This window comes from Fulvivirga sp. M361 (genome assembly GCF_007097395.1).
In the GTDB taxonomy this organism is placed as follows: domain Bacteria; phylum Bacteroidota; class Bacteroidia; order Cytophagales; family Cyclobacteriaceae; genus Fulvivirga.
The window spans coordinates 234,105-259,546 of sequence record NZ_VKDC01000005.1 but is presented as its reverse complement, the minus strand read 5'-3'; the positions used below and the strand labels follow the sequence as shown (position 1 = coordinate 259,546).

Here is a 25,442-nt window from a genome sequence, read left to right as displayed (position 1 = left end):
AGGGCTATAATACTAATAGAAAAACAAGATAAATAAAGTTCAAACAGGTCTACTTTGAAGTCACAAAAACCAGGGTATATTCAGGAGTCCTTGATGTAGATTAACAAAAACCTCGTCTCCTACTGCCACCTCATTATATAACCTTTCTGAAACACTCACTTCCATTTGTTCTTCAATTGTGCCCCAAGGGCTAATAGTCAGAAGATATGTTGTAGGCGAATCATTGTCTTCTTCAATTTCTTTATAGTCTACTATTGCCGCGTATTGCTCTGGCCAGGAGTCATCGTATGTACAGTTGATCATGATGGAAGTGTAAAAAGTAAAGAACCCCAGAGCGAGTGCAGTGATCAAATACCCGCCCAATTCCTCCATTTTATTTTTTGCCCTGAATTGATTCCTGGTTCCAATAATAATCATTAAAAATAAAAGTGGAGACAGTATTAGTGCATACCTCCAGGCATTTTGGTAGTCGATAATGTTAAAATCGATTATAGCCCTGATTACTAATGCCATTGGTGGCATTGACAACGTTGTTGATAGCGAAGGATAGGGACTGTTTTTATCATAATAGATTTTAATAAGGCTCTTATTAGCCACTACTAGAAAAAGCCCGATGGTAGGCAGGATGATGTTAACCGCAGTGGCCAACGTATACGGGTCAGGGTGAAATAATAACCAAATGATAGCTCCCCATGAGCAATAGTTTAAAAATTTAGTGATTTGTTTGGTTCTATTGATCTTCTCCGCTCTCTGATCAAGATTTTTCCCGTAATTCTGATCGTTAAATAACTCTTCTTTTTCCTTTTGATATATTTCTTTATCTAAATCCCTTGTTTTGTTTGCCAGTAGTTCAAACCACTCTTCTTTATTTCTGTAACTATCGCTTATCTTTATTTTTTTAGTGGATTGGTTTTTAGGGAAAAAATGAATTTTACCTTCCTCATATTTCATTCCATCCACGTTCTCAAAAAACAGCTCTCTTTTATCCCAAAAACTAATGATCATTATCCGGTCATTTTCAATAATTAATTTGGACCAGAATGCATCAATGATTGAATAAAATGATATAACAACTGTGATTATAAAGACTAAGAGAGAAACCAGCGATATTATTTCAAGTGGTTCTGAACTTAGTGTAGAATAAGATAACCATCCAAATAATCCCGGAAGGAATATAGAAGTAGCGAGTGCAATTACTCTTGCCGATATTGATTTTTTGTATTCTGTATCCATGTGACGTTCTAAAATATTCCTTTTCAGCGGTATAGCTTATAACCTGACTGTGTTTTAAAGAGGCCTCATTAGGAGTATAATTGACCCGGAATTTTAAAAACAAGTATGATGATGAAAATAACTTCTATTGTTAATAAAACTTCTCTTTGTGCCAATTATTTGGTTATTCATGTTTTCAACAAAGCATCATACCTATGACCGTTTTCGATCAAAAAAATGAACAATCCCCTAAATCAATATCCAGGAGGCGACGTGCTATTTTATTTAATTCGTAAGGAGCTCCGGAAAAATGATATACCCTGTGAAAATGGGTAATGGAGTCATGGGGTAATAATTCGCGCATGGCTGAGGTAGATTCCAGTTCAAAAAAGCTTACGTTTTCTGTTGGAGTATAGTCCATAGGACCATTATTGTAAATTGGAATGGCTTCACCTTTATAGGGATCGTCCTGAACCGTTACTTTTGAGTTAAAATATAAACTGTCGCTCGTCTTTTGATACTGGACAATCGTTAATCGTTGCTTGTCCTTAGCATAGCAACCGTAGATAGAGGGCGCTAAACCCGGGGGAATTCCAATTTTACTTCTGTACTTGCCATCGGCTTTGAATAGTAGCACCTGGTCTTTTATTTTCAATCGGTTCGAATCAAGTGGCCCCATGTATTGATAGATCTTACCCAATTTTGCTTTTCCCTTTAAAGGAACAATTACCACGCTTTGGTCACTCCCTTCAAACATTCCTGCGTTCCAGATAGAAATCAACCCTGTTTCTTTTTGTAACGCCTTACCATTAAGGTTGACGATCGAGTGAGAGCTTTCAAAAGCGACAAAGGCTATGTCGTTACCGAAGTCCAGCGATAGATTATCTTGAATGTCGGATCTATCAAGAATTTGTATGCTTCTATTAACTTTTAACTTAATTTCCGTTCCTATAAAATTGACCAATTTCATTTCTTTCTGTAGATCCACTTGATCATGGGTCTTTCTTACCAACTTAAAAGCTTCGGCATTCATAGTTTTCGGCACTGACCAGTTTTCTTCGGAAAGAGGTTCAATTTGTTGATAGTAGAATGAGAACTGTCCCCCTAACGGTCCTATCCATATTCTGTCTTCCCCTCCAATCCCGCTGATAGGCCTGGCTTTTGATTCCAGTAGTTGTTTATCAAACCATCCATTACAATCCCCTTTTAATCCACCCAAAGAACTTGTAATTACTCTGCCTTGTAATTCAGGTGAGATCATTAACCTGGACATTCCATTGTTCGTGACGAGTTCAATGACTTCCGTTTCCCGGCTGAATTGATCCAATGCATTTTTGTAACTGTAATGTGTGTCAAGTGTACAACCTGTGGTGAAGACTATAAAAAACAGCAAAAAGAAGTGTTTCATTTTTGTGACTTTTTTGATACTTACAGCCTATACTCTGTAGAGCTTATAGCTTATTGACTGAATATATGATCGCTTGATCGATATTCATTGATCAGGAATTGTTTTGTCTTGTTGAGCCAGTCAAAAAAGCTATTGTGAGCCTTACCCTATTAGAACAGTTGATCATTCCACATTTGTAACTCCGGAAAAATCCTTTGCTTGAGTCGTACATTTTTATATTCAGTCCAAATTCATAGCTACTTTAAGGTTTAATGCAACTAAGAAGCTTCTTTGTAGCATTTGATTGAATTAATGATATCCTCATTCTCATGTCTTACTTTCCTTAGTTCATGATTTCTGTTAAGGTTCATCCAAAACTCGGCTGAGTTACCGAAAAATTTGCCTAATCGTGTGGCCATATCAGCCGAGATCCCTAATTCACCCTTTATGATTCTGCTGATTTGGATTTGCTGCACTTCTATGCTTTTGGCCAAACGATAAGCTGTGATCCCCATAGGCTCCAGGAATTCCTCTTTTAGAACCTCACCTGGATGTACATTTAAAAACTCTTTCATATTCTTAGTGGTAATCTATTATTTTAACTTTTGAGGCATTGTTATCCTCCCATATAAAAATAACCCTCCATTGCATATTTATGCTAATTGAGTAATAACCAGCCAGATTATCCTTCAGTGCATGTAACCTGTTCCCCGGAGGCACTTTCAGATCCTCTAAAGAAATTGCTGCATCCAGAATATCCAGCTTTATTTGTCCTTTCCTTCGAATGTTAGCATCCCATTTTTTGGTGTACTCACCTTTAAATACTTTTTCTGTGTCTTTACAGGAGAAGCTACTAATCATATAAAACAAATATAGTATAAATATTTTATATTATCTATTATTCAGCTTTCAACGGCTATTTTGAAAGTACTACTTTTCCAACTTTTGGTTAAGAAATGGTGTTGCATACACAACCAACAACTTTCTGCCTTTTTTTAAGACACTGTTTAAAGGATGAAAAGTAAGAAGAGCAAGTTACTAAGGGCCGATAGAGCGTTCTATGGTAAAGGTGTCTTTGAATTCCTTGCGAACACGCTTCACTATAGTAACCTATCGTTATAGCACTATAGAACGCAAGATAGCTGATTTAACCCACTGGTGGACTCAAGCGGACAGAATACAAATATCTAGAAGGATCTACCAAAGTGATCGTTAACACAAAGCCTGTAGGTCAATTGTAGTACGTCAACAGACAAAGAAAACCCAAAATAACAGGTGAGCAGCTTAAGCTCTTCAAATAACAAGGAATCTATCAAAATTAATGCTATAGCTGTTACATTATCAACCCTGACTTGTTGAAAAGATGACTGGTATTAAGAAGGAATACTTCAAAAACTGAGATTGAAACAAATCAAAATACTCCATTTTAATAAAAATACCGGGCACCTGTGACACTGTATATTAAGTTTTTGTTGAAATTAAGAAATTATGCGCATGAAGAACCTGACGGGGATTTATCCGATGAATAGAAAGAAAGTAAGACACTCAAGAATAATTACTATTTATGAGTGATCATTGTAGCATGCGAATTTTTAGTATAAATAAAAAGGTGAAGTGAAAAATCCGGAAAACTAAGTTGAACTCTCCAATAAGAACATACAGCACGGATCGCTTCCGGGATACTTTTCTGGAACGTAACCCTATTGTAAATGAAATATTTAAGAAAAATTTTAATGATTTTTTTTGTGTAAAGATCCAGGATGTTATTCCATTTACAAAAATCCCAATTCCCCCTTCAAGGGAAGATTGTCATACCTTGATATTAGTTGAAGAAGGTGTTTACCAAACAAAAATTGGATTTCAGGAATACATGGTGGGCCGTGGTCAGTTGGTAATTATGCAGGCGGGAAATATATTCTCAATAGAACGCATGGATGAAGAGTTAAAGGGGTTTGCGTTTCATTTTCACCCTGATATGCTCGTTGGAAAGTATGGAAATCAATCCTTACTTTCCACGTTCGATTTTCTGAATGTTTGGGGAAATTCAGTTGTTGACATTGACACAAGAATATTACCCCTTATTAAACAGGTCTTTCAACGGTTGCATTCAACGTACGTAGAAAAAACCGGAACCAACTTTGATATTGTACATTCCTACTTATATTCTTTGCTTTTTGAAATAAAGGCATCTATTAGCCAACAGGCTAACGAATCAAAAAATGCATCATTTTACATGGTTCAACGATTCAAAAGAATGATTTATGAAAAGGTAAAAGAAAACCTAAAAGTGGCAGATTTTGCGGCCTTACTAAATACAAGTCCAAACCATTTGAACAAGTGTGTGAAAAATGTAACAGGCAGGTCTGCCTCTGTACTACTCTATGAAACCAAAATTACAGAAGCTAAATACTTGCTTTACCAAACTGACATGACCATTTATGACATAGCCAATGAACTGGGCTTTTTAGACCAATCTTATTTCAGCCGGTTCTTCAAAAAAATGGAAAGTATGTCTCCTACCGAATATAAGAGAATGATTGAAAAGTGCTAATTATTGCCCTATCTGTTCTAGCGTATTTTACATTTTAAACTCAACTTGGCAGTATGAAAAATAGTAATACTCAATAGCCATTTTATGTATTCAACACTCTTGGTACTCCATTCCATCTTCCGTTGGCTGGTTCTTTTTGCCTTAATTTTTTCAGTGTACAAAGCCTTTAAAGGGTATTATGCAAATTCTCCCTTTTCAGCTATTGACAACAAGATACGGCATTGGACGGCTACCATTGCTCATGTCCAACTGATCATTGGAATGCTTTTGTATGCTGAGAGCCCTATTGTGAAATACTTCTTTTCTAATTTTACAGTATCATTAGAAACAATTGATTTGTCTTTCTTCGGTCTGTATCATTTTCTTCTGATGCTTGCAGCCATTATTGTTCTGACCATTGGTTCAGCCAAAGCCAAGCGGAAAGCTACGGACAAAGAAAAGTATCGAACCATGCTGATTTGGTTTTCACTGGCGCTTTTAATTATATTCATCTCCATACCCTGGCCTTTTTCACCGATAGTAAACAGGCCTTATATCCGAATTTTTTGACCATGTCGTTACTGAGATCAACGATAGGGAGACTGCGTTTCATTGCCATTCTGGAAGGAACATCTCTTATTCTTTTACTATTTGTCGCTGTGCCATTGAAAAGGGTTTTTGATTTTCCTATGGTATCAAAACTTTTAGAGCCGATCCATGGCGCATTGTTTTTATTGTTTGTGCTCAATACGGTTAGCACAGGTATAGAAGAAGGTTGGAAATTTAAAAGAACCACCTGGAAAGTTTTGTTGGCTGGTTTAGTCCCGTTTGGTACTTTTTATATTGATTATAAGATCTTAAAATCACTGTATCAAAAAGAAGCAGAATGAATGTTTACGTTTTTAAAACTTCCATAACCAACAAACACCTGAACCAGGTGGAGCAGATTATAAATGCCTTAATTCAGGATAGTAGTAAGTGGAATTTTGATTTTGAAGATTGTGATAATATCCTACGTGTTGAAAGTAGACAGGACATTGCTGAAAAGATCTGCGCCGGATTGAATCAGTTGGGTTTTTCTTGCAAAGAACTCGAATGAAGAGAGTGGGCCTTGAACAGTGAAGAGAATACGATTAGAACCAAAATGAGATCCGAGGACCTCACTTTAGTTCCGAGTGCATCTTGTTATTCCAAACCTGCAGGTGCAGCATCAATAAAAGTGTTTTTTCGATAACCAGCAGGTTTATCCCCCACTTTAGCACCCCCGGTAAGCATGGATTGCATGGAAGGTGTAAAGAAGCTATAAGGAAACGATGCCGGGACATTACTCGCTTCTGTCAGTTGTTCCATTAACGCTACAGGTATATCAAAGTCTAGTGCTTTCATCGTTTGTTCTAACTGCTTCAGTTTGGTGGCTCCCAAAATTACATTAGCCACGCCCGGACGGTTGGCCACCCAGTTAATGGCGACAGATGCCATAGGCTGATTGATCTCGTTGGCTACCTTTTCCAGTGTACTTACGATGTCCCAGTTTCTGTCGGTAAACTTTTCAAAAGCCGGGTTACCTGAACCTGCTACGGTGGCCAGCCTTCCCTCACCGGATACCTTGTTGGCCGAAGGTTTGTATTTGCCGGAGAGTAAGCCACTGGCCAATGGACTCCAGACCATTATCCCCATATCTGAATCCTGTCCCAGGTCTATGTATTCATTTTCTATGGTTCTTTCCACCAGAGAATACTCCATTTGTAAGACTGATACAGGCTCGTATCCTCTGAATTCAGCGATGGTCTGTGCTTTCGCAGCATACCAGGCCGGAACATCAGATAGGCCAATGTGACGTACTTTGCCCGAGGAAACCAGGTCGTCAAGTGTTCGCATCACTTCCTGCGGCTTGGTCAGGGTATCCCAGGTATGCAGGAAGTATAGGTCGATATAGTCAGTGTCCAGTCTTTTTAAGGAGCCTTCCACGGCGCGTAATATGTTCTTTCTACTGTTACCCCCGGCATTAGGGTTTCCCGATTCAGCATTATAGCTGAATTTAGATGCAATGACCGTCTTATCTCTTAAAGACCGGTCTTTTATGAATTCACCGAGCCATTGCTCACTGGTGCCATTGGTGTATAGGTCAGCCGTGTCCAGGAGATTTCCTCCGGCATCTATATATGCATCAAACAGTTCTTTGGCGCCGCTTTTTTCGGCCCCCCAGCCCCATTCGGAACCAAACGTCATAGTGCCTAGTGAAAGTCTGCTGACTCTTAAACCTGTTTTTCCCAGGGTATAATATTTATCTAAGGACATGATTATTTTATTTTGTGGTTTGAATTTGGTTTAAATTATTTGTTGATACCTGAACCTGTCAGGTAGGCAGCCACCTTGTTGATGGCACTATTCACAGCTTCTTTCGCTTCCGTGATTGCCGCAGGTTGTATGTTTTGGTTTTCCATTTTGTATGATTTTTTAGTATTGCAGGCTGTTATGATCAATGCCAGCGCTACGATCGTTCCGATATTTTTCATATTGATTGCGTTTGTTGGTGACAGTACAAGTTTACCGGCAATCTTTGGCCCTGTCGCTACGCAATTCATTGCATGAGCTACACATTTCAAAGGCACAAAAGAAAAGTGGACTTTTGGAGTGGGGGAGTACAAGAAGATCCGGGGTTTTAGGTTGTTTTTCAGGTTATTTTGTTCGATGATGCTGTTCCCGGAAAGCCACAGGGGTTATACCCACTTGTTTTTTGAAAAAATGAGTAAAGTGATTCGGATAAGCATAATGCAATTCGTAAGCAATTTCTTTTACGGATTTATCGGAGTTTCTGAGCTTTGATTTGGCCAGCGCCATCACATGCTTTTGAATAAGTTCTGAGGCGGAATGGCTTGTAATCCGTTTAACGACTGCATTCAAGTGATTGGGATGAATGTGCAATACATTGGCATAAAACTGTACCTGATGGGGTGATGCGTTCTGAAGGTCCTGGTCAGGGTAAAAACTGGTTTCTATCAGCGCTTTGAAACGGCTTACGAGGTTGAGATCGTTATCTCTTTGTCCGTAAGTAAGAGCGTGTGTTTTTGCCTTATCACTAAAAAGCCTGGATACCTTCCGCAATAGTATGTCCAGGTAGCTTTGAATGATCTCCTTGTTTCCGTGCAGGTCAGCATGGAATTCACTATAGATGTCCTGAAATGTAGATAAAAAGGCATTGGCCTGCTCCCGGCTTAGTTCAAGGGGTATAGTGTTGTCCACTAACAGGTAAGAAAATTCTTCGGTAAGCCGTTTTTGTTTTTTGGCATAGAATTCTTCCGAAAAGATGACATAAAAACCTTTCCAGTCCGGTGCAATGTCCCAATGCAATATTTGGTAGGGAGAGTTAAAGAAAACGGTTGCCTCTACTTCTTTGGTTTTATAATTCCCGACAGACACAATACCGCTTCCTTCTATTTTTACGGCAATGGCATAAAATTCATGTTTAAAGGGTAGCATCTTAGGATGCACCGTTTTCATATTTTCCTCAAAGCTTCTTATATCAAATAACTCCCACCTGGGAGGAGAGATATTGATCCCTTTGCAATATGCGGCGAGGGTGGAGAAATGTTTTAATTCTTTCATTCCAACATGTCGTTAAGCCAGGTATTGATGGAGTTGGATCAACACTATTTAAAACACATAACTTTCTATGGGGTTGCAATTCTTTTCATATACCTACTCCTGTTCTGTGTGTAACAGGTTGTTTTAACCTAATTTAAACCGGATAGGTAAGTTCAATACACAGCTGACACGCTTGCCTTCTTTTTCTGCCGGGATGAATTTACCGGGGGTTTTAACCGCGCGAATGACTTCTTTCTTATCGTCTTCATTGAGACTGGTAGGTTTTGCCATTGATTCTACCTTAGAATAACCTACTATAACGATTTCTTTTAACAAGTTATCTCCTCTTTGCTCTGCTCTTATATCTTCCATTTCTCCATTCTCGTTGATCTTGAAAGACACATATATTAAGCCAGAACGTTTTTGTAGCCTGGCGCTGGCAGAGTATACCATGCTTTTACCTAATTTGTCATACATGGCATTTTCTCCTTCCTCATAGACAGGTAACCTATCAGGTATTTGACCGATGTACTGTTCTGAAAAAGCGCTTAAAGCCATCAGAGCAATCATAAGAAGTGAAAAACCTGCTACATGGAGGTAGCTTCTTTTGGTATTGAATTTTCTTTTGTTCATCATGTTGAATCGCTTTTTTAAACTTGTTGTATTACTTAAATAATTACCCAGAGATAAAGAGACGCCCGTTTGTGCCTGAAATAAAAGGTGCTGATAGTTCAGCTGGTCATAACCCTTTCTTAGCACCTGTTGATCTGCCATGTACTCATGTTCCGCCCTTATATCTCTTCTAAAGAGCCATACCGCTGGGTTAAACCAATAGATTATTGAGAAAACTTCCGTAATCAGTGCGTCAATAGAATGATATTGATCCCGATGATATTGTTCGTGTATGATGAGTGCTTTTATGTCTTCATCTTCAAAGCTATGCTGGCCGATAAACAACCTATTAAAAAAAGTAAATGGAGCTATTGGCCTGTTTATCTTAACTACCTTAAATCCCCATCGAAAGGACTTCTCAGCACCGATGTAAAGGCGGACCAGTGTGACCAGTCCCACAAGGGAACGCACAGAAAACAGACCTACACCCATGAAATAGATGATCAAATGAATACTGAAAATTTCTCCCGAAACCACCTTTGTGAACCCTTCCTGGAGATCAGCCGAGTTTTTAACCACAGTATAAATTGCTGTGGAATATTCCACTGCCGGCAGGAAAAGGTCATAGGGAACAAACAAAAATCCAGCGGAAAACATCAGGCATGAAAGACCAATAAATCTATTGAGCTGATGATTGGACCCATATTTTAGTATCCATTGATATAAAATGTAAAGGATGATAAGTGCGATACTTGATTTCAACAAATAGCTTTCCATCATTTTTTGTTTTTATCTTCAATTTTACTTTTAAAATGAGCAATAAGGTCCTCCATTTCCTGCGTGGAAAGTTCTTCCTTGTTGCTGAATTCAGATACCATACTTTTGAAAGAGTTAGAAAAATAATTTCTGATGAATGATTTCATGAAGCCATTGGTATACTCTGCCCGCTCAACAAGAGGATAATACTCATGCGAATTGGCGATGGGCTTTCTACCCACGAAACCCTTCTTTTCGAGTATCTTGAATATAGTGGCTACAGTAGTATAGGCTGGTTTAGGATCATCGTATTTTTCTACAACTTCTCTGATCAATCCTTTCTTGATGGACCAGAGGATCTTCATGGCTTTTTCTTCTGCTTTAGTGAGTTCTAATTCCATATGTTTTCTTAAGTCTATCAATTCTACTAATAATATAGTAGATCTACTAATTTTTTAGTAGATATTATTTAAATTTCCTTTTGATACAATTATTAGGGTTGCGAACCAAAATCTGACAGATAGTATAGTTACAGCAAGTTTTAAGTCGTTGACAGAATTCGGGAATAGAGAAGGTCCGGTATTGGAGTTTCGGGATGTTGTTCAGTTAGATGATTAAGGAGTGGATCCAAAAAGCATTAAATAGTTATACCTGTCATGTAACATTTTTGAAAAATGTGTATCTCAATGACAAACAAAATAATCAGCATGGAAAAGTTTGTCAAATTTTCAATCACAATAATTGCTTTTATCTCGATAGTCATCAATGGTCACGCACAAGATGACCTTTATCCTTTTGAATTTCAAAAAACAGGAAAGGGAAGCCAATCCATCATTTTCATCCCGGGTTTTGCCTGTTCCGGGGATGTTTGGAATGAAACGAGGTTGGACTATGAACAAGATTTTACCTGCTATACACTGACAATGGCTGGCTTTGCGGGTGTTGCTCCCCAACCCGGTCCAACGTTTCGGAAATGGAGGACAGGGATTGCAGACTTTATCGAACAAAATCAAATCGATAAGCCCATTATCATTGGCCACAGCATGGGAGGTGGTATAGCAATGGCTTTAGCCGCTTATCATCCCCAATTGATTTCAAAAATAATCGTTGTAGATGCATTACCATGCTTGCCTGCATTAACCAAACCTTCGTTTAAAGCAATTGAAAATAAGGATTGTAGCCCTATAATTTCTCAAATGACTTCCTTCACAGATGAACAGTTCTACCAACTACAAAAACAATCCATAACCCAGCTGGTTGCGGATACTTCGAAACATAACCTTGTGCTGAACTGGTCTGTTAAGTCCGATCGTACCACTTTTGCTCAAATGTACTGTCATTACTCTAATACAGATCTGCGTGAAGTTGTAGGCGCTATTCAATGTCCTGTTCTGGTTTTGCTGGAGTCTTACTTTGTTAATTTTAAACCAGCTATACAAGAACAATTTAAGCACATAAAAGAAGTGAATCTGCAATATGCAACGAAAGGCCTGCACTTTATCATGTATGATGACAGGGACTGGTATAAGAATCAATTGGACAGTTTTATTCGAAAAGAAGGTTAGATGACTTTTGAGGCCGTTTTTGAAGCTTACTGGCAAAGAGTCTTTCGTTTATGCATGGGGTATGTAAATAATAACGATATGGCCAAAGACCTTGCCCAGGAGACCTTCATCAAAGTCTGGCAGCAACTACCAAAATTCAGGAATGAATCCTCTATAGGGACATGGGTATTTAGAATAGCCTCTAATCAATGTTTGCGACAAATAGAGAAAGAAGGGAAAATGCTTAAGACAGAGATTCCATGTGATCTGAAAGATACGTCACACGTGGATATTGAGATGGAAGATAAAATAAAAATATTATATCGATACATCTCTGAATTACTGGAAGTAGATCGGATCATTATCTCGCTGGAGCTCGAGGATATCCGGCAGACAGAGATAGCTAACATCGTAGGTATATCAGAAGCAAATGTCAGGGTGAAGATCCATAGAATAAAGCGAAAAATATTACAAAAATTTAAGAACCATGAGTGAAGACCATATAGACTTGAAAGAGTTTTGGCACCATCAGGAAAGCGCAATGCCTGATGTGACACAAATCGTTAATGCAGCGAAGAAATATAAGAACGTTCATCTTAGAAAGTTAATAGTGGCAAATGTGGTTGCACTATTCACCAGTGCCTTCATCATCTTCATTTGGATTTACTATCAACCCGAATTGGTTATAACAAAAATCGGGATTGTTTTGGTCCTCATAGCAATAGGCTTATACCTGTTTGTTTATAATCAGATGATGCCGTTACTGGTAAAGGTTGGCTTTGAAATGAACAGCCGTCAATATTTGAGTCAATTGTTACGACTAAAAGAGAAACAACAGTTTTTACAAACAAAGTTGATCTCATTATATTTTGTTCTGTTGTCTGCCGGCATCAGTCTGTACATGTTGGAGTATGTCCAGCGAATGACGTTGCTGGCTGCTGTATTTTCCTACTTGTTACTAGCTCTTTGGATTGGAATTAACTGGTTTTATTTCAGGCCTGTTACCATCAAAAAGCAAAATGCCAGGATCGATCAATTGATACTTAAGTTTAAAGAGGTTCAACAACAACTTAGCTGAGAACCAAACATATAGCCTAACACCGGATCAACCGATCAACTTTTGCCTGACAGGCTTTTAATCGATAAGTACGGGGCGTCTATCTTAGAAACCACCATTGAGATTAAAAGGGGAGGTAGCCCATGGTAGAATGACCTTAATTCGGCTAATTTATCGTTGTTAAAGCTTTTTAGTAGCTAAGCCATAGAAAAAAGCCCCATGAACGTTGATTTCACAGGGCTTCTGGTTCACAAATTATAATTCCTGATCAATGCACGATGAGTTTTTGCCTGAGGTCATTTACTTTTATGATGTAGATGCCGCTGGCGTTAAAAACATCCCGGGTGATCTCAATGGAATTTCCCTGGGTACTTCTTTCAAAGATCCGCTTTCCCTGTAAGCTGAAAATTTGGATTACACCGGGTTGATTGCTTCTCGGGACAATGGTTAAGTTGCCGGAAGAGAAAGGGTTAGGATAAACGCTGAAGTTTCTCATATCTGTTGGATCGCTCATTTGCTCTTCCAGATCTCCGATGGTCCTTGCAGCAGGGAACTGTGCTTTCCAGGCTGCCCAGCTGTTTAAATTAAACCCACTGTTTACGATTTCCATTCTCACCACATGCGTTCCTGCAGATACATTGATGTTTCTGACATGCATCACCTGGTAGGTATTGTAGCTTCCTGTGTTAGGAACAGTCAGATCGCCGGTTTGGGCTACCCCGTCAATCAAGATCCTGAGCCTCCCGGATGACGAAGGAGAGGACACACTGGGGAAGAAATCATAGTCCTGGCTAACGTTAAAGTTGACGGTATATTCAAGCCACTCTCCGTTGGCAGTCCACCCAACGGTATGTCCTCCTGCAGCAAGCGACGTGATATCCACTCCCTCGGATGTCCTGAAACTTCCACCTATATTGTTGGCGCCTGTATCATTATAAGCTACTCCCTGCCCACCTGTATCGAAATGTTCTGCTTCTACTGATCCGGGTAATGTCCTGGCAGTTCCACCATAGGGAGCCTGGTTGGCGCTTCCTCCGGTAGTAACGGTTATGTTGTTTTTGTTGCAGGCATCAATATTTTGCTGCCATGAGGCGCCTACGGGACGTATACTGGCTTTTAACAGATAGTTTGATCCGGCAGCCGGTGCATTGGACAGATTAATGATGATGTTGGCCGTACCTGATCCGGCATTTACGGTAGTTTTACCCTGTCCTAACCAGCCGGAGTTCCATAACTCGATCACTACGTCCCTGGACTGGTCTGCGGTATAGTCTACGGAGGCAGTGATAGAGGTCCCTGACGTTAGGGAAGAGGGCAGGGTCGTACAATTTACAGTAGCATTGCTTGGGTTGGGATTTGAAACAGGAGTCTTCATGAAATTTTCCAGCTTGGTCGTGTTTCCGTTCTGGTCACCCGTAAAAAGATAGTATGCTATTCCGCAATCTGAAGCATCGCCGGTGGTATAAGCGAGGTCTACCCTGGTGTAGGTCCATTCATAAGCTGCATCATAGGTCCCATTTAACGTATTCAGGAAATTCCATGAAGCCATACTGCCTGTATTGAACTTGTTGGTATTTTGGTCTGATATACCTACCCATGTCACACCCAATGCCTCAATATCAGGCTTATGATGTGATCCGGGGTGGCATTCGGTCCAATCTCTGCCATCGTCACAATCGCCATGGTGATCATTCCATGTAGAGTGAGAGATGCAGGTAACGTACTGCCTTTTGTTGGCATCAGCGGCCAGTATCCCCTGATACGGGACCTCCATAGGCCCGGCCAGGATGAAATAGAGCCTGTTATTTGCTGAGGAGGCATTAACAGCATTTTTTATACTGTTGATAGCCGCGGTTTGGTTTCGATAGGCATTGAAGAACTTAGATTGATCGAAACCAAAACGTTGTGCAGCGCCCAATGCACTTTCCTCGATGTTAGTCTCAAAAAGCGTATTATTATTCCATACATGATTGGCATAATCATAATGGACTAATTTGTCCTGCAGCTGTCGGTTACCAATAATGGCCAGGGTAACAGCCGTTGCTGCCCAATCATCGCTATCGTGCTGATTGCCGTCAGAGCTGACCGCTATCCGACCGTTTCCCTGCCATAGCTGTGCATACATAAGGTTGGGTGATAAAGCCAGGATAAAGGCTAACATCACCAATATCCGTTTAGGGGTTGAATCTTGTACTTTCATTTTAAATATGGTTTGGTTTTAAAAAGTTGAAGTCAGACTTCCAGCGTTCTTTTCGATAAATCAAAAAGCCTCTTCCTGTTCTTTGCAACCGAATTATTCTTGCGATAATGAAAAGGGGATGAGTCGTATGCCTTCTATTCTAACATATTAATTAGCGGGTGTAAACCCCATGAACACTAATTTCATGGGGTTCATGAAAACTAATGGTAACACCTGATCAATGCACGATGAGTTTTTGCCTGAGGTCATTTACTTTTATGATGTAGATACCACTGGCGTTAAAAACATCCCGGGTGATCTCAATAGAATTTCCCTGGATATTTCTTTCAAAGATTTGCTTTCCCTGTAAGCTGAAAATTTGGATTACACCGGGTTGATTGCTTCTCGGGACAATGGTTAAGTTGCCGGAAGAGAAAGGGTTAGGATAAACGTTTATGTTTTTCATATCCGCAGGACCACTTATTTGCTCTTCCAGGTCTCCGATGGTCCTGGCAGCAGGAAACTGTGCTTTCCAGGCCGCCCAGCTGTTTAAATTAAACCCACTGTTTACGATTTCCATTCTCACCACATGCGTTCCTGCAGATACATTGATGTTTCTGACATGCATCACCTGGTAGGTATTGTAGCTTCCTGTGTTAGGAACAGTCAGATCGCCGGTTTGGGCTACCCCGTCAATCAAGATCCTGAGCCTTCCGGATGAGGATGGAGAGGATACACTTGGGAAGAAATCATAGTCCTGGCTAACGTTAAAGTTGACGGTATATTCAAGCCATTCACCGTTGGCAGTCCATCCGACTGTATGTCCTCCTGCAGCAAGCGAAGTGATATCCACTCCCTCGGATGTCCTGAAACTTCCACCTATATTGTTGGCGCCAGTATCATTATAAGCTACTCCCTGCCCACCTGTATCGAAATGTTCTGCTTCTACTGATCCGGGTAATGTCCTGGCAGTTCCACCATAGGGAGCCTGGTTGGCGCTTCCTCCAGTGGTAACAGTTATATTGCTTTTGTTGCAGGCGTCAATGTTTTGCTGCCATGGAGCGCCTACAGGACGTATGCTGGCTTTTAACAGGTAGTTTGATCCGGCAGCAGGAGCATTGGACAGGTTGATCGTTACATTAGCCGTACCTGATCCGGCATTTACGGTAGTTTTACCCTGTCCTAACCAGCCTGAGTTCCATAACTCGATCACTACGTCCCTGGACTGGTCTGTGGTATAGTCTACTGAGGCGGTGATAGAGGTCCCTGACGTTAGGGAAGAGGGTAGGCTTGTACAATTTACGGTAGTGTTGCCTGGGTTGGGGTTATTGTCATCTACCAGTCTCCAGGACCTTGTCCAATCGTAATAAGTGGTACGCGAGTCCGCTGAACCTGTCATTCCACCATCAGGTGGTACCGGGTTCCAGTCATAGGTTTCAGTCACCATGCGTAAATACATCGGAAGGTTAAAATCAGCGGGAGGTGTTATCTGATATTTGAATTGCCCGTCCAGGTAAAACAATAATTCGGTTTTACTCTTCCACCATACGCCATAGACGTGGTAATCCTGCCAGGACTGGCCTCCCAGGGCCGCTTTGTTCCCTTGTTGCCCTACAGGAGTGCTACTGCATGTGGTGCCTCTGCTGTGCGTATTTGAGTTCATACTTCGTATGTTAGTGTCCACCCAGCTGGCCCCATTGGAATTAAATCCTACGGTTTCTGTAATATCCAGTTCTGTCGTCCTTACATCACAGCCGGAACCTTCATTTCTCTTGTTAAAAAGCCAGAACGTGGATGACATAAAGGTCCTGCTGGCTTTCATCCTGGTCTCATAGTAACCATACGTATTTTTGGCAAGAGACCTTATCAAACCACAGGCATGTGTGTAACTGCCTTCGGGAGATGATAACTTGTAATTCGTGACTTTAAGGTCGCCGCCACCTACTACGATAGTATTCTCTTTAAATTTTCCAGGAACCCGTCCCGCCCATTGGGGATCTGATTTTGCCCATTTCGATCCGTCCAGAGAGGAGCCATTAAACTCGTCAGACATGTTCTGTATCTTTTCCCACTTTTTGCCTGCCGGTTTGGGGTCCTGGCCGCTTTGGAAGGTGGGTTGTGCAAAGACCAGTGAAGTGGTCAATAATGCACATGCGCTCAATAATAATAGTTTTTGTGCTTTCATAATGTGTTGGTTTGGATTTGATTTTATCTAAGGGAGTACGGAATGATCTGAAAAGGTACAGGCCGATTAAATTGACATTAGATGCAGGTACCACGGATCACATTTCTGACTTCCTTATATATCAAAGGTATTTCTTAGAATCTCTTAATTTGAGTGGTAAATCCTAAGATTTGTGGTGTATTTCCGAAGTATGAGGGGATATGATATCACCCCCTTAGATGATCATTGAGTGTTTTGCCTTCGGGTGTCGCTGGGGTTAATGGAGAATTCTTTTTTGAAGCATTCTCTGAAATACTTAAGATCATTAAATCCGACTTTGTAGGTAATTTCGGAAACGGTCAGCGTTTCGTTTTGTAGCAGGTACAATGCCCTCTTTAAACGCATTGACCGGATAAAGTTACTGGCGGTTTTTCCGGTAAGGGATCTGAGCTTTTTATTAAGTGTAACATCCGATATTTTGAAATGGTTTACTAACTGTTCGACCGAAAGGTCAGGGTTTGAAAGGTTACTTTCCACATAGTCGGACACCTGTTTGATGAATTTTTTATCCAGGTTTGTAATATCCAGCTCATCAGGATTGATGGTTTTCTTTTCCTTGAACTTTCGTCTTATTTTGTTTCTTGAATCGATGACAGATAAGATATGCACGGTCAGTTCTTCTAAACTAAAAGGCTTATTGATATACCCGTCAGCCCCTTCCGTATACCCTCGTATCCTACCTTCTGATGAGTCTTTTGCCGTAAGTAATATAATAGGTATGTGGCTTGTGCGAGGATCATTTTTAATGGTATGGCACAGTTCATAACCATCCATTACGGGCATCATAATATCACTGACCACCAAGTCAGGAGGGTGAGAAAGGCAAATAGAAAAAGCCTCTGAACCATTTTCTGCTTCTTTGACAACGAAATTAGCAGGCAGGCTTTCCTTCACTAAATGTATGATGTCTGCCTCATCATCCACCATTAAAACATTGATACTGGTTTTTGCCTTTAGAGGGGCAGTTCTATGGGTGGAAATAGCTTCCATCCTCTCAGTATTATAGCTTTTGTATCCATTGATCCATGCGCCTGGAGTGTCCGCTATCTGATCTTCATGGAGGTGGTACATCCCTTTAGGAAAAACTACGGACAGGCTAGTCCCGCTTCCTTCTTTACTGGTAAAATAGATCTCTCCCCCCTGAATTTCAACCAACTCTTTAGCCAGCGCAAGTCCAATACCTGTGCCCGCCATACTTCCGGCTAAATTGTGCCTTAAATGAGCGCCCTGATAAAACCTCTCAAAGAGATGACTTTGCATTTCTTTCGGGATGCCAATACCTGTGTCCGTAATCTTTATAACTACCTGATCTTCTTCTTCGATAATTCTTGTTTCTACGCTTTCGTTTTTCGGAGTGTATTTAAATGCATTGGATAGCAGGTTATATATGATCTTCTCCGTTTTCTCCTTATCGAAATAGATGGATAGTGTCTGGGATGAAGTAATGAGCGTGGCTTTAATATTCTTTTGCTTTGCCATTACATCGAATGACTCATGGATTTTTGATACGAAACTTACAATATCATTTTTTTCTACACTCACTTTCATTTTCCCCTCTTCCAGTTTCCTGAAATCCATCAGCTGATGGATCAGACGCAGAAGAACATTGGAATTTCTTTGGATGATATCAATGTCCGCCTTTATTTTTTCTTTGGAGATTGTATCCCAGCTTCGTTGCAACTTTTCATGATACCCTATGATCAGTGATAACGGGGTTTTAAACTCATGCGAGATATTAGTAAAAAAGTTGAATTTCAGCTTTGTCAGCTCATCGAGTTTCTCCTTTTCGAAACGGGCCATGAGCAGTTCGTTCTTTTTATTATTTCGAATGACTGAGTACTTTCTTAAGAACCAGAAGAAAGCCAATAACAAAATACTGTATAGAAAAATGGCCCATGAGGTTAAAAAAATGGGTTTGGTAATAGAAATATACAGCACCCTGGGCTGATCGGTCCAGATACCATCGTTATTTGTGGCTTTCACTTTGAAAACATAATCACCTGAACTTAAGTTGGTATATTCCGCCACTCTGTTCAACGCGTTTACTTTCACCCATGCCTTATCAAAACCTTCCAGTTTATAGGCGTATTGATTTTTTTTAGGGGCCACATAGTGCAAAGCGGCAAAAGTAATCGCGAAGCTGTTTTGATCATGATTGAGCACGATATGTCTGGTTGCTGTGATCAACTGATCAAGAACAACTCTACCGTTAATTTTTTTACCAACCGGAACAGATCGGTGTGATAGCTGAAAATCGGTTAAAACTATTTTAACCTTAGAGGTATCGTCTATAATTTGGTCTGGATAAAATGCATTGATCCCGTTAATCCCTCCGAACAACATTTCTCCATCGTAGCGTTTACAGGCAGCGGCTTCCATAAATTCGAAGTCCTGTAGCCCATCGAAAATGTCATAATTTTTGATATCAAGGGTGGATGGGTTGAACTTGGAAATACCTTTATTGCTTGAGATCCATAGATTGCCCATGTCATCTTCCAGAATGCCTTTGATCACATTGTTTGGTAAGCCATCTTCTGTGTCATAGGATATGAAAGTATCACTGTCGGCATTAACTCCCTTGATTACCTTATTAAGTCCTCCTCCCATCGTGCCCACCCACATTTCTCCTCTTTTACTTTCATACAACGAAAGAATATAGCTATGACTAAGGGATTTTAGGTCCTCTGGCTGATAGGTGTATGTAATGATTTTAGGCTTGCTTTTTCTTTTCTCTTGTGTGGGTAATTTACTCAGCCCGTTGTCCGTACCTATCCAGATATTTCCCGTTTTATCTTCATAAATACTGCGTACAATATCCGATGCTATCGAATGTTCCATATCCGATCGGAAATGTTCGATCGTTTGTTTCCGTCCGGGATTGGATATTTTATAGAGGCCATCAAGATAGGTACCCACCCATAAATTATTGTCTTTATCCATAAGAAGCGAGAATACCGAATGATCTACAAAATTGTGATGTGTTAAGGTTTCTTCTCCCTGTATTAATTGGTCAAATGGGATAGAAACTATGGTTTGAGGAAATCCTGACCCTATCCATATTGTTTTTTCGTTCGTGTTGTTGGTAGTTTCTGAAAAGCAATAAACTTCCCGCTGGTCAGTGGTCTGGGCTTTTATACTATAGTGCCGGAACCCGGTCTGATAATTATTTTTTGCGGAATGAGGGAGGAAATTATATATACCTTCATTTGTCCCTATATACAAATTATGATGGCTATCTTCATAAAGTGACCGGATAATGTTGGTAGAAAGTGATCCGGGATGTTTTGAACTGGTATAGTGTCTGAACTTCTTTTTATTTGTGTTAAGTACATTAACACCCCCGCCATTGGTTCCTATCCATATCAGCCCTGACCTATCTTGAAAAAGACTAGTAATGACATTATTACTCAGACTATTAGAATGCTCATTACTACTGTATTTAATCGTGTTGATCACCTTGTCATTGCCTGTATCGAGTCTCAATGAATAAAGTCCGTCATTCGTAGCACACCACAATGAATTGTCTGAACTTAATAACAAGTCATTTGAATAGATATCTGATATTCTTTTGAATGTTCCGGATGTCCTGGAGGGGCTGTTAAAACGGAATTTATAGATCCCGTGTCCGTATGCTATGATCAACCCGTTTTTAACAGGGACTATGTCCAGGACAAAATTACTTGTTGCCCCTTCTTCCTGTTTAATGGATACTATTTTTTCAGGGATGTTATTCGATAGAACAGGGAGCGTGAAAAGACCGGACCGGGCGCCTACCCAAATATTTTGACCATCTTCTGCAATCGTTCGAATGTCCACGACCCCTCTGCTATAGAGCATTTTTTTTATATACAGTACAGTACTGGTATCTGATTGAGATTGGCTTTTTTTCAAAAAATGTAACCCAAGAGAATTACCCATCCAGATATTATTGTTTTTATCTGTGATGAGGATCCTGGCGGCATTCTTCGTTAGCAGATCAGGGCTCTCCCGGGTATTCCTGTAGTAAGTAAATACCTCCCTTTTCGTATCCAGCCTGCAAAGCCCTTCGTTAGTGGTCCCTATCCATAGATTACCTTCCTGATCTTCTGTTAAGGTGTTGATGAGATTGGTGCTTATACCATCAGGATCATTCGGTTTATACCGGTATGTTTTGAAATTATACCCGTCGAATCGGTTTAAACCATCGTTTGTGCCTATCCAAATAAAGCCCCGTGAATCCTGAAATATACAGTTAACGTAATTTTCGGAAAGCCCTTCTAACGTGGTATACCTTGAAAACTGGATTTCATTCTGTTGAGCCGGTGCGTAACGGAGTTGGACAAGGCCAAAAAAAAGGAAAACTATAGTTTTTAAGGAAAACAACAATATTTAGGTTCATTGTAAAAAAATTACCGGGCACACTTATACGATGTCAGAAGTTAGAAATAACTCATGTGCTATACAATAAAGTTGAAGGGAGATTAAGAATTAACCTTTACTATGCAGAATGACTCGTTGAGCAACCCTTAAATGTAGTTATTGAAATGAAGGGACTATTTCTGACTGGATTAAAATAAAGAACACTTTAAACCTCACGGGTCTGTTCTCCCATTCATTCTATGATTTTCAGGTAGCTGAACTAATCAACCACCTGTTTAAAAAGAGTTTATGGCTGACACTTTGCTCACTAAAATCAGCCCTTCTGCATAACTATACCAATATTTTCACGTTCTTCACTGGATGAAAGGAGCTGTTTTTCTGGGAATGGTTTTGATGCTTTCGTCTTGCCAAAAGGATGAAGCGTTTTTACAGGAAAATATCCTGGCAGATTACATACTGCTAAACAGTTCCCTGCAGTTAACAGACCTCATCGCCTGTGCGGGTGGAAAAGAGGATGGTTTATTTGGACAGGATGATACACCAACCTCTGTTTTCTTTTATCCGGTCACCGGGGCAACAGACTTCAGGTACTTTGAAGCTGAGAATATTGCAGATTCTATGGATTTTTCTAAATATGTGGTCAAAGACCTGACCGATGATCCGGTTTTTAATGGCTACTTATGGAAGTTTAACAACACACCCTTTACAGGTGAAAGAATGGGTGTCGTTAGCTTTAAAACACCTGGCAAGTTACACGTTTGCACGCCCATCAGGTTGAAAACGACTGTTAAGCCAACCGAATTGAACGAATCTTTGGTCATGGTTTCAGAGAATGGGACTTCGCCTTCTTTCAGCTGGGAGGATGGATCGATCGAGGAAAATGTGATCTATTTCCAGGTCATTTCCGATGAAAAAAATAACCTGATCTCCGGCACGTATACTTTTGACAAAGAATTTACTTTTTACGACCTGAGTAATGTAGTGTTAAACATCACAGATACCACATCCGTCCCCATATTGAAACCTAATGCCAATTATACTTTTACTATGATGGGGGTAAGTGAGGATAACTGGGTGAATCTATTCATAGAAAAAGAGTTTAATACGCCTTAATCTATATTTTGAAATTGATTTTCCCTTTCTTGTCTTTTAATAACCAATTTGCAAGTCAAACTAAAATAACAGCTCATATGAAGGACTTTCTGTTCAGGATACCCGTTCTGCTACTTTCGCTTTTTGTTATGGAAGCCAATGCGCAGCATTTTAATATCCATAATTCCATCACCTTACCTGATAAAAGCCAGCAATCAACGGTTGTACAACGTATTGGTTACACAGATATCACCATTAGCTATCACAGTCCCGGAACGAGGGGGCGGGAGGTCTGGGGGAGCCTGGTGCCTTATGGAAAAGTATGGCGTGCGGGTGCCAATGAGAACACACTATTTACCATTACCCATGATGTGAAGATTGAGGGAAAGGAACTTTCTGCCGGTACCTATGGATTGCATCTGCTTCCTGAAAAAGACCAATGGACGTTTATTTTTTCAAAAAACCATACCTCTTGGGGAAGTTATTTTTATGATGAACAGGAAGATGCTATTCGAGTGACCGTACCTGTAGAAGATGCCCCTGAACCTCGGGATTGGCTGAGTTTTGACTTTCATAAACGTGAACGTGGTCAGGCTTCTGTCCTGTTAAGCTGGGGTGACAAACGTGCCGGGTTCGACCTGAGCCTGGCCATCGATGATATTGCGCTGGACCATATCCGAAAGCAACTACGCTCCGACGCCTATTGGGAATGGTTTAGCTGGTGTCAGGCCGCAGATTATTGTGCTACGTACAAGATCAATACAAAAGAGGCTATCCAGTGGGTGGAGCGATCTATTGAACTCCGCGAGAATTTCTCTAACTGGGATGTAAAAGCAAAATTGCTACGGCAATCAGGTGATGAGAAAGGAGCCCAACAGGCCATGAACAGGGCCATAGAAGTAGGGAGTGATATATACCTGGAGCGCTATGGCAGAAGGTTACTTCGTGAGAAAAACTTCGAGCAGGCAGAATACGTATTCGGAAAAGCCCTGGAGAAAAATAAGACCTATTGGCGGGCACATTTTAATCGCGGTAACGCTCTGCAAGCAATGAATAACAAGAAAGCAGCGCTAAAAGCCTTTGAAACAGCCTTGAAGTATGCTCCGGAAGGAAGAAAGGAACAGGTAAAACAAAGCATAGCCTCACTTTAAAGTAATCATGGACTTGTAGGAAAAGAAATGTTCGATCCGTTAGATGAACAGACCGATGATAGGGGTAATATTGGATCTTTTTTATGCATAAAGTAAAGAGAATAGTTAAAATGGTATTTTTTATTGTAGGGGGTATAATAGCCCTGCTCATCATAGTGGGTATTTTATTTGTCAACCTGAGTCCTCAGTTTGGAGGTAAGGTCTCAGCGGAGCAAAAAGAGGAGTATGCCAGGTCTTCGAATTATAAAGAGGGTAAGTTCACAAACCTTCTTGACGTGGAAATGAAAATGGGTTTTGGAGATTACATCACTGGCATTGTTAAATATTTCAGTAGCCAACCTAATACTATTCCCGAAAAAGATATTCCTACTCAAAGAATAGATTCACTGACTATTGTCAATTACGATTTCGAAAAACCACGGCTGATATGGTTTGGGCATTCTACATTTTTACTCCAAATCAATAAGAAAAACATCCTTATTGATCCGATGTTAGGTAATGTACCCGCCCCCCACCCGAAACTGGGCTCACCACGTTTTAGCAAGACATTACCTATCGAGATCGAACAATTGCCACAAATTGATCTGGTCATTCTTTCTCATGATCATTACGACCATCTCGATTATGGGTCAATCCTGAAATTAAAAGATAAGGTAAAAGCTTTTTATACTCCCTTGGGAGTTGGAAGTCATTTGACAGAATGGGGAATAAGTAGAAATGATATTACTGAACTTGACTGGTGGGAAGAAGTGGATTATGAAGGGCTGCGCCTTGTATGCGCACCTGCTCAACACTTTTCCGGCCGTGGAGTAGCAGACCGTAATGCCACACTATGGAGTTCATGGATCATCCGATCGGAAAAAGACAATATTTACTTTAGTGGAGACTCCGGTTACGGCGAACATTTTAAAGCTATTGGTGAAAAATATGGTCCTTTTGACTTCGCTATGTTAGAATGTGGTCAATACAATGAACAGTGGAGTGAGATCCATATGATGCCCGAGGAAACTGCCCGGGCTGGGGTAGATCTTAAGGCAAACCTGATCATGCCCATACATTGGGGGGCCTTTAAACTCGCTTTTCATACCTGGACGGACCCGGTAGAGCGTGTTACCAGGAAAGCAAAAGAGCTTGGCATACCTACTCTTGTTCCGGAAATAGGGGCAGAGATAGTACTCGACAGTGCAGTGAATGACGTAATACATCCGTGGTGGGAGGAACTGGAATGATGTATGTAGGATTCCCGATGGACAAAGGCCATATATTTGATCAACAGATGAGTGTCATCAAGTCTTTTTAAATAAACTGTCATATTGAGGGACATCGATAACTTTTATTTGGAAAAAGAAGAGCCGGTCAAAAGTTGCCTGCTTGCATTAAGAGATAGTATTCTTAATTATAATCAGTCATTTGAGCCGGTATGGAAATACCGGTTGCCGTGTTTTCTATATAGAAATCATATCTTCTGTTATCTCTGGGTCGACAAAAAAACACAGCATCCCTATATTGCCATTGGCAAGGGCAGGGACATTGATCACCCTGAGTTGATCCGAGGTAATCGTACATTTGTGAAATTGCTGTTCATTGATCCAAAAAAGGATTTACCGATCAAAACGATACATACTATTTTTGATTTGGCAATGGGCCTTTATGATTGACATGAATATGCAATAATTTGCAGAGCTTTACCTTTTAAGACTGTGAAGTTTTGAACTTATCTAAAATCTAAAGGATGAGGGGAAAAGTAGATTAGT

Annotated in this window: 23 protein-coding genes; 11 read left to right on the top strand and 12 right to left on the bottom strand. The window is 40.3% G+C overall.

The genetic code is table 11. From position 1 onward, the window contains the following. Positions 1 to 60: 60 nt before the first annotated feature. The 4 genes from FNH22_RS06315 to FNH22_RS06300 all read right to left on the bottom strand — a co-directional run bounded on the left by FNH22_RS06315 (position 61) and on the right by FNH22_RS06300 (position 3,460). Positions 61 to 1,233 (bottom strand): hypothetical protein, encoded by a 1,173-nt coding sequence (locus FNH22_RS06315; RefSeq protein ID WP_143397494.1) that lies wholly within the window; start codon positions 1,231 to 1,233, stop codon positions 61 to 63. Positions 1,234 to 1,441: 208 nt separating this feature from the next. Beyond that, on the bottom strand, positions 1,442 to 2,620 hold the full coding sequence (locus FNH22_RS06310) for a DUF6786 family protein (RefSeq protein WP_143397493.1): 1,179 nt from the start codon (positions 2,618 to 2,620) through the stop codon (positions 1,442 to 1,444). A 257-nt stretch (positions 2,621 to 2,877) separates the two neighbouring features. Then, positions 2,878 to 3,174, bottom strand: a complete 297-nt coding sequence (locus FNH22_RS06305; RefSeq protein WP_143397492.1) for a HigA family addiction module antitoxin — start codon at positions 3,172 to 3,174, stop codon at positions 2,878 to 2,880. Positions 3,175 to 3,178: 4 nt separating this feature from the next. Next, a complete protein-coding gene (locus FNH22_RS06300; RefSeq protein WP_143397491.1) occupies positions 3,179 to 3,460 on the bottom strand; it encodes a type II toxin-antitoxin system RelE/ParE family toxin in 282 nt (93 codons plus the stop codon). A gap of 775 nt (positions 3,461 to 4,235) precedes the next feature. Here FNH22_RS06300 and FNH22_RS06295 point away from each other — a divergent pair. From FNH22_RS06295 to FNH22_RS06280, 4 genes are all read left to right on the top strand, one after another. Beyond that, positions 4,236 to 5,150, top strand: a complete 915-nt coding sequence (locus FNH22_RS06295; RefSeq protein ID WP_143397490.1) for an AraC family transcriptional regulator — start codon at positions 4,236 to 4,238, stop codon at positions 5,148 to 5,150. A gap of 84 nt (positions 5,151 to 5,234) precedes the next feature. After that, positions 5,235 to 5,699 carry a hypothetical protein gene (locus tag FNH22_RS06290; RefSeq protein ID WP_143397489.1) on the top strand — a complete coding sequence of 155 codons (465 nt, stop codon included), beginning with the start codon at positions 5,235 to 5,237 and terminating at the stop codon, positions 5,697 to 5,699. Between the two features lie 2 nt (positions 5,700 to 5,701). Continuing rightward, positions 5,702 to 6,019, top strand: a complete 318-nt coding sequence (locus tag FNH22_RS06285; RefSeq protein ID WP_143397488.1) for a DUF3817 domain-containing protein — start codon at positions 5,702 to 5,704, stop codon at positions 6,017 to 6,019. Further along, the gene (locus FNH22_RS06280) at positions 6,016 to 6,228 is read left to right on the top strand and encodes a hypothetical protein (RefSeq protein ID WP_143397487.1); all 213 of its coding nucleotides are present in this window, start codon (positions 6,016 to 6,018) and stop codon (positions 6,226 to 6,228) included. The genes FNH22_RS06285 and FNH22_RS06280 overlap by 4 nt, the downstream gene beginning before the upstream one ends. Positions 6,229 to 6,314: 86 nt before the next feature. Here the strand turns inward: FNH22_RS06280 and FNH22_RS06275 are convergent, their stop codons facing one another. From FNH22_RS06275 to FNH22_RS06255, 5 genes are all read right to left on the bottom strand, one after another. Beyond that, the gene (locus FNH22_RS06275) at positions 6,315 to 7,427 is read right to left on the bottom strand and encodes an aldo/keto reductase (RefSeq protein ID WP_143397486.1); all 1,113 of its coding nucleotides are present in this window, start codon (positions 7,425 to 7,427) and stop codon (positions 6,315 to 6,317) included. 35 nt (positions 7,428 to 7,462) lie between these two features. Continuing rightward, positions 7,463 to 7,645, bottom strand: coding sequence for a hypothetical protein (locus tag FNH22_RS06270; RefSeq protein WP_143397485.1), 183 nt, complete (start codon positions 7,643 to 7,645; stop codon positions 7,463 to 7,465). Positions 7,646 to 7,808: 163 nt separating this feature from the next. Then, a complete protein-coding gene (locus FNH22_RS06265; protein ID WP_143397484.1) occupies positions 7,809 to 8,735 on the bottom strand; it encodes an AraC family transcriptional regulator in 927 nt (308 codons plus the stop codon). A gap of 123 nt (positions 8,736 to 8,858) precedes the next feature. Beyond that, complete coding sequence (locus FNH22_RS06260) at positions 8,859 to 10,106, bottom strand: M56 family metallopeptidase (RefSeq protein ID WP_143397483.1); 1,248 nt, start codon at positions 10,104 to 10,106, stop codon at positions 8,859 to 8,861. Next, positions 10,103 to 10,483 carry a BlaI/MecI/CopY family transcriptional regulator gene (locus FNH22_RS06255; protein ID WP_143397482.1) on the bottom strand — a complete coding sequence of 127 codons (381 nt, stop codon included), beginning with the start codon at positions 10,481 to 10,483 and terminating at the stop codon, positions 10,103 to 10,105. The genes FNH22_RS06260 and FNH22_RS06255 overlap by 4 nt, the downstream gene beginning before the upstream one ends. 285 nt (positions 10,484 to 10,768) lie before the next feature. On the opposite strand from FNH22_RS06255, the gene FNH22_RS06250 reads away from it, so the two are divergent. From FNH22_RS06250 to FNH22_RS06240, 3 genes are read left to right on the top strand one after another with little or no spacing between them, the layout of a single operon-like run. After that, positions 10,769 to 11,647 carry an alpha/beta fold hydrolase gene (locus tag FNH22_RS06250; RefSeq protein ID WP_221420224.1) on the top strand — a complete coding sequence of 293 codons (879 nt, stop codon included), beginning with the start codon at positions 10,769 to 10,771 and terminating at the stop codon, positions 11,645 to 11,647. Continuing rightward, positions 11,648 to 12,121: an RNA polymerase sigma factor gene (locus tag FNH22_RS06245; protein ID WP_143397481.1), complete on the top strand. Its 474-nt coding sequence runs from the start codon at positions 11,648 to 11,650 to the stop codon at positions 12,119 to 12,121. Then, positions 12,114 to 12,704: a hypothetical protein gene (locus tag FNH22_RS06240; RefSeq protein WP_143397480.1), complete on the top strand. Its 591-nt coding sequence runs from the start codon at positions 12,114 to 12,116 to the stop codon at positions 12,702 to 12,704. The genes FNH22_RS06245 and FNH22_RS06240 overlap by 8 nt, the downstream gene beginning before the upstream one ends. A gap of 247 nt (positions 12,705 to 12,951) precedes the next feature. On the opposite strand, the gene FNH22_RS06235 is transcribed toward FNH22_RS06240, so the two are convergent. The 3 genes from FNH22_RS06235 to FNH22_RS06225 all read right to left on the bottom strand — a co-directional run bounded on the left by FNH22_RS06235 (position 12,952) and on the right by FNH22_RS06225 (position 21,448). Beyond that, positions 12,952 to 14,883: a carbohydrate-binding protein gene (locus FNH22_RS06235; RefSeq protein ID WP_143397479.1), complete on the bottom strand. Its 1,932-nt coding sequence runs from the start codon at positions 14,881 to 14,883 to the stop codon at positions 12,952 to 12,954. 217 nt (positions 14,884 to 15,100) lie between these two features. After that, entirely contained in the window at positions 15,101 to 17,047 is a 1,947-nt protein-coding gene (locus tag FNH22_RS06230; protein ID WP_143397478.1) for a carbohydrate-binding protein, read from the bottom strand. A 222-nt stretch (positions 17,048 to 17,269) separates the two neighbouring features. Continuing rightward, positions 17,270 to 21,448: a hybrid sensor histidine kinase/response regulator transcription factor gene (locus FNH22_RS06225; RefSeq protein WP_143397477.1), complete on the bottom strand. Its 4,179-nt coding sequence runs from the start codon at positions 21,446 to 21,448 to the stop codon at positions 17,270 to 17,272. Between the two features lie 357 nt (positions 21,449 to 21,805). On the opposite strand from FNH22_RS06225, the gene FNH22_RS06220 reads away from it, so the two are divergent. The 4 genes from FNH22_RS06220 (at position 21,806) to FNH22_RS06205 (ending at position 25,346) form a co-directional block, all read left to right on the top strand. Further along, on the top strand, positions 21,806 to 22,558 hold the full coding sequence (locus FNH22_RS06220) for a hypothetical protein (RefSeq protein ID WP_143397476.1): 753 nt from the start codon (positions 21,806 to 21,808) through the stop codon (positions 22,556 to 22,558). A 77-nt stretch (positions 22,559 to 22,635) separates the two neighbouring features. Further along, positions 22,636 to 23,688, top strand: coding sequence for a DUF2911 domain-containing protein (locus FNH22_RS06215; RefSeq protein ID WP_143397475.1), 1,053 nt, complete (start codon positions 22,636 to 22,638; stop codon positions 23,686 to 23,688). A gap of 83 nt (positions 23,689 to 23,771) precedes the next feature. After that, positions 23,772 to 24,917, top strand: a complete 1,146-nt coding sequence (locus tag FNH22_RS06210) for an MBL fold metallo-hydrolase (RefSeq protein ID WP_255518000.1) — start codon at positions 23,772 to 23,774, stop codon at positions 24,915 to 24,917. Between the two features lie 84 nt (positions 24,918 to 25,001). Beyond that, positions 25,002 to 25,346, top strand: a complete 345-nt coding sequence (locus tag FNH22_RS06205; protein ID WP_255517999.1) for a DUF1801 domain-containing protein — start codon at positions 25,002 to 25,004, stop codon at positions 25,344 to 25,346. Positions 25,347 to 25,442 lie beyond the last annotated feature (96 nt).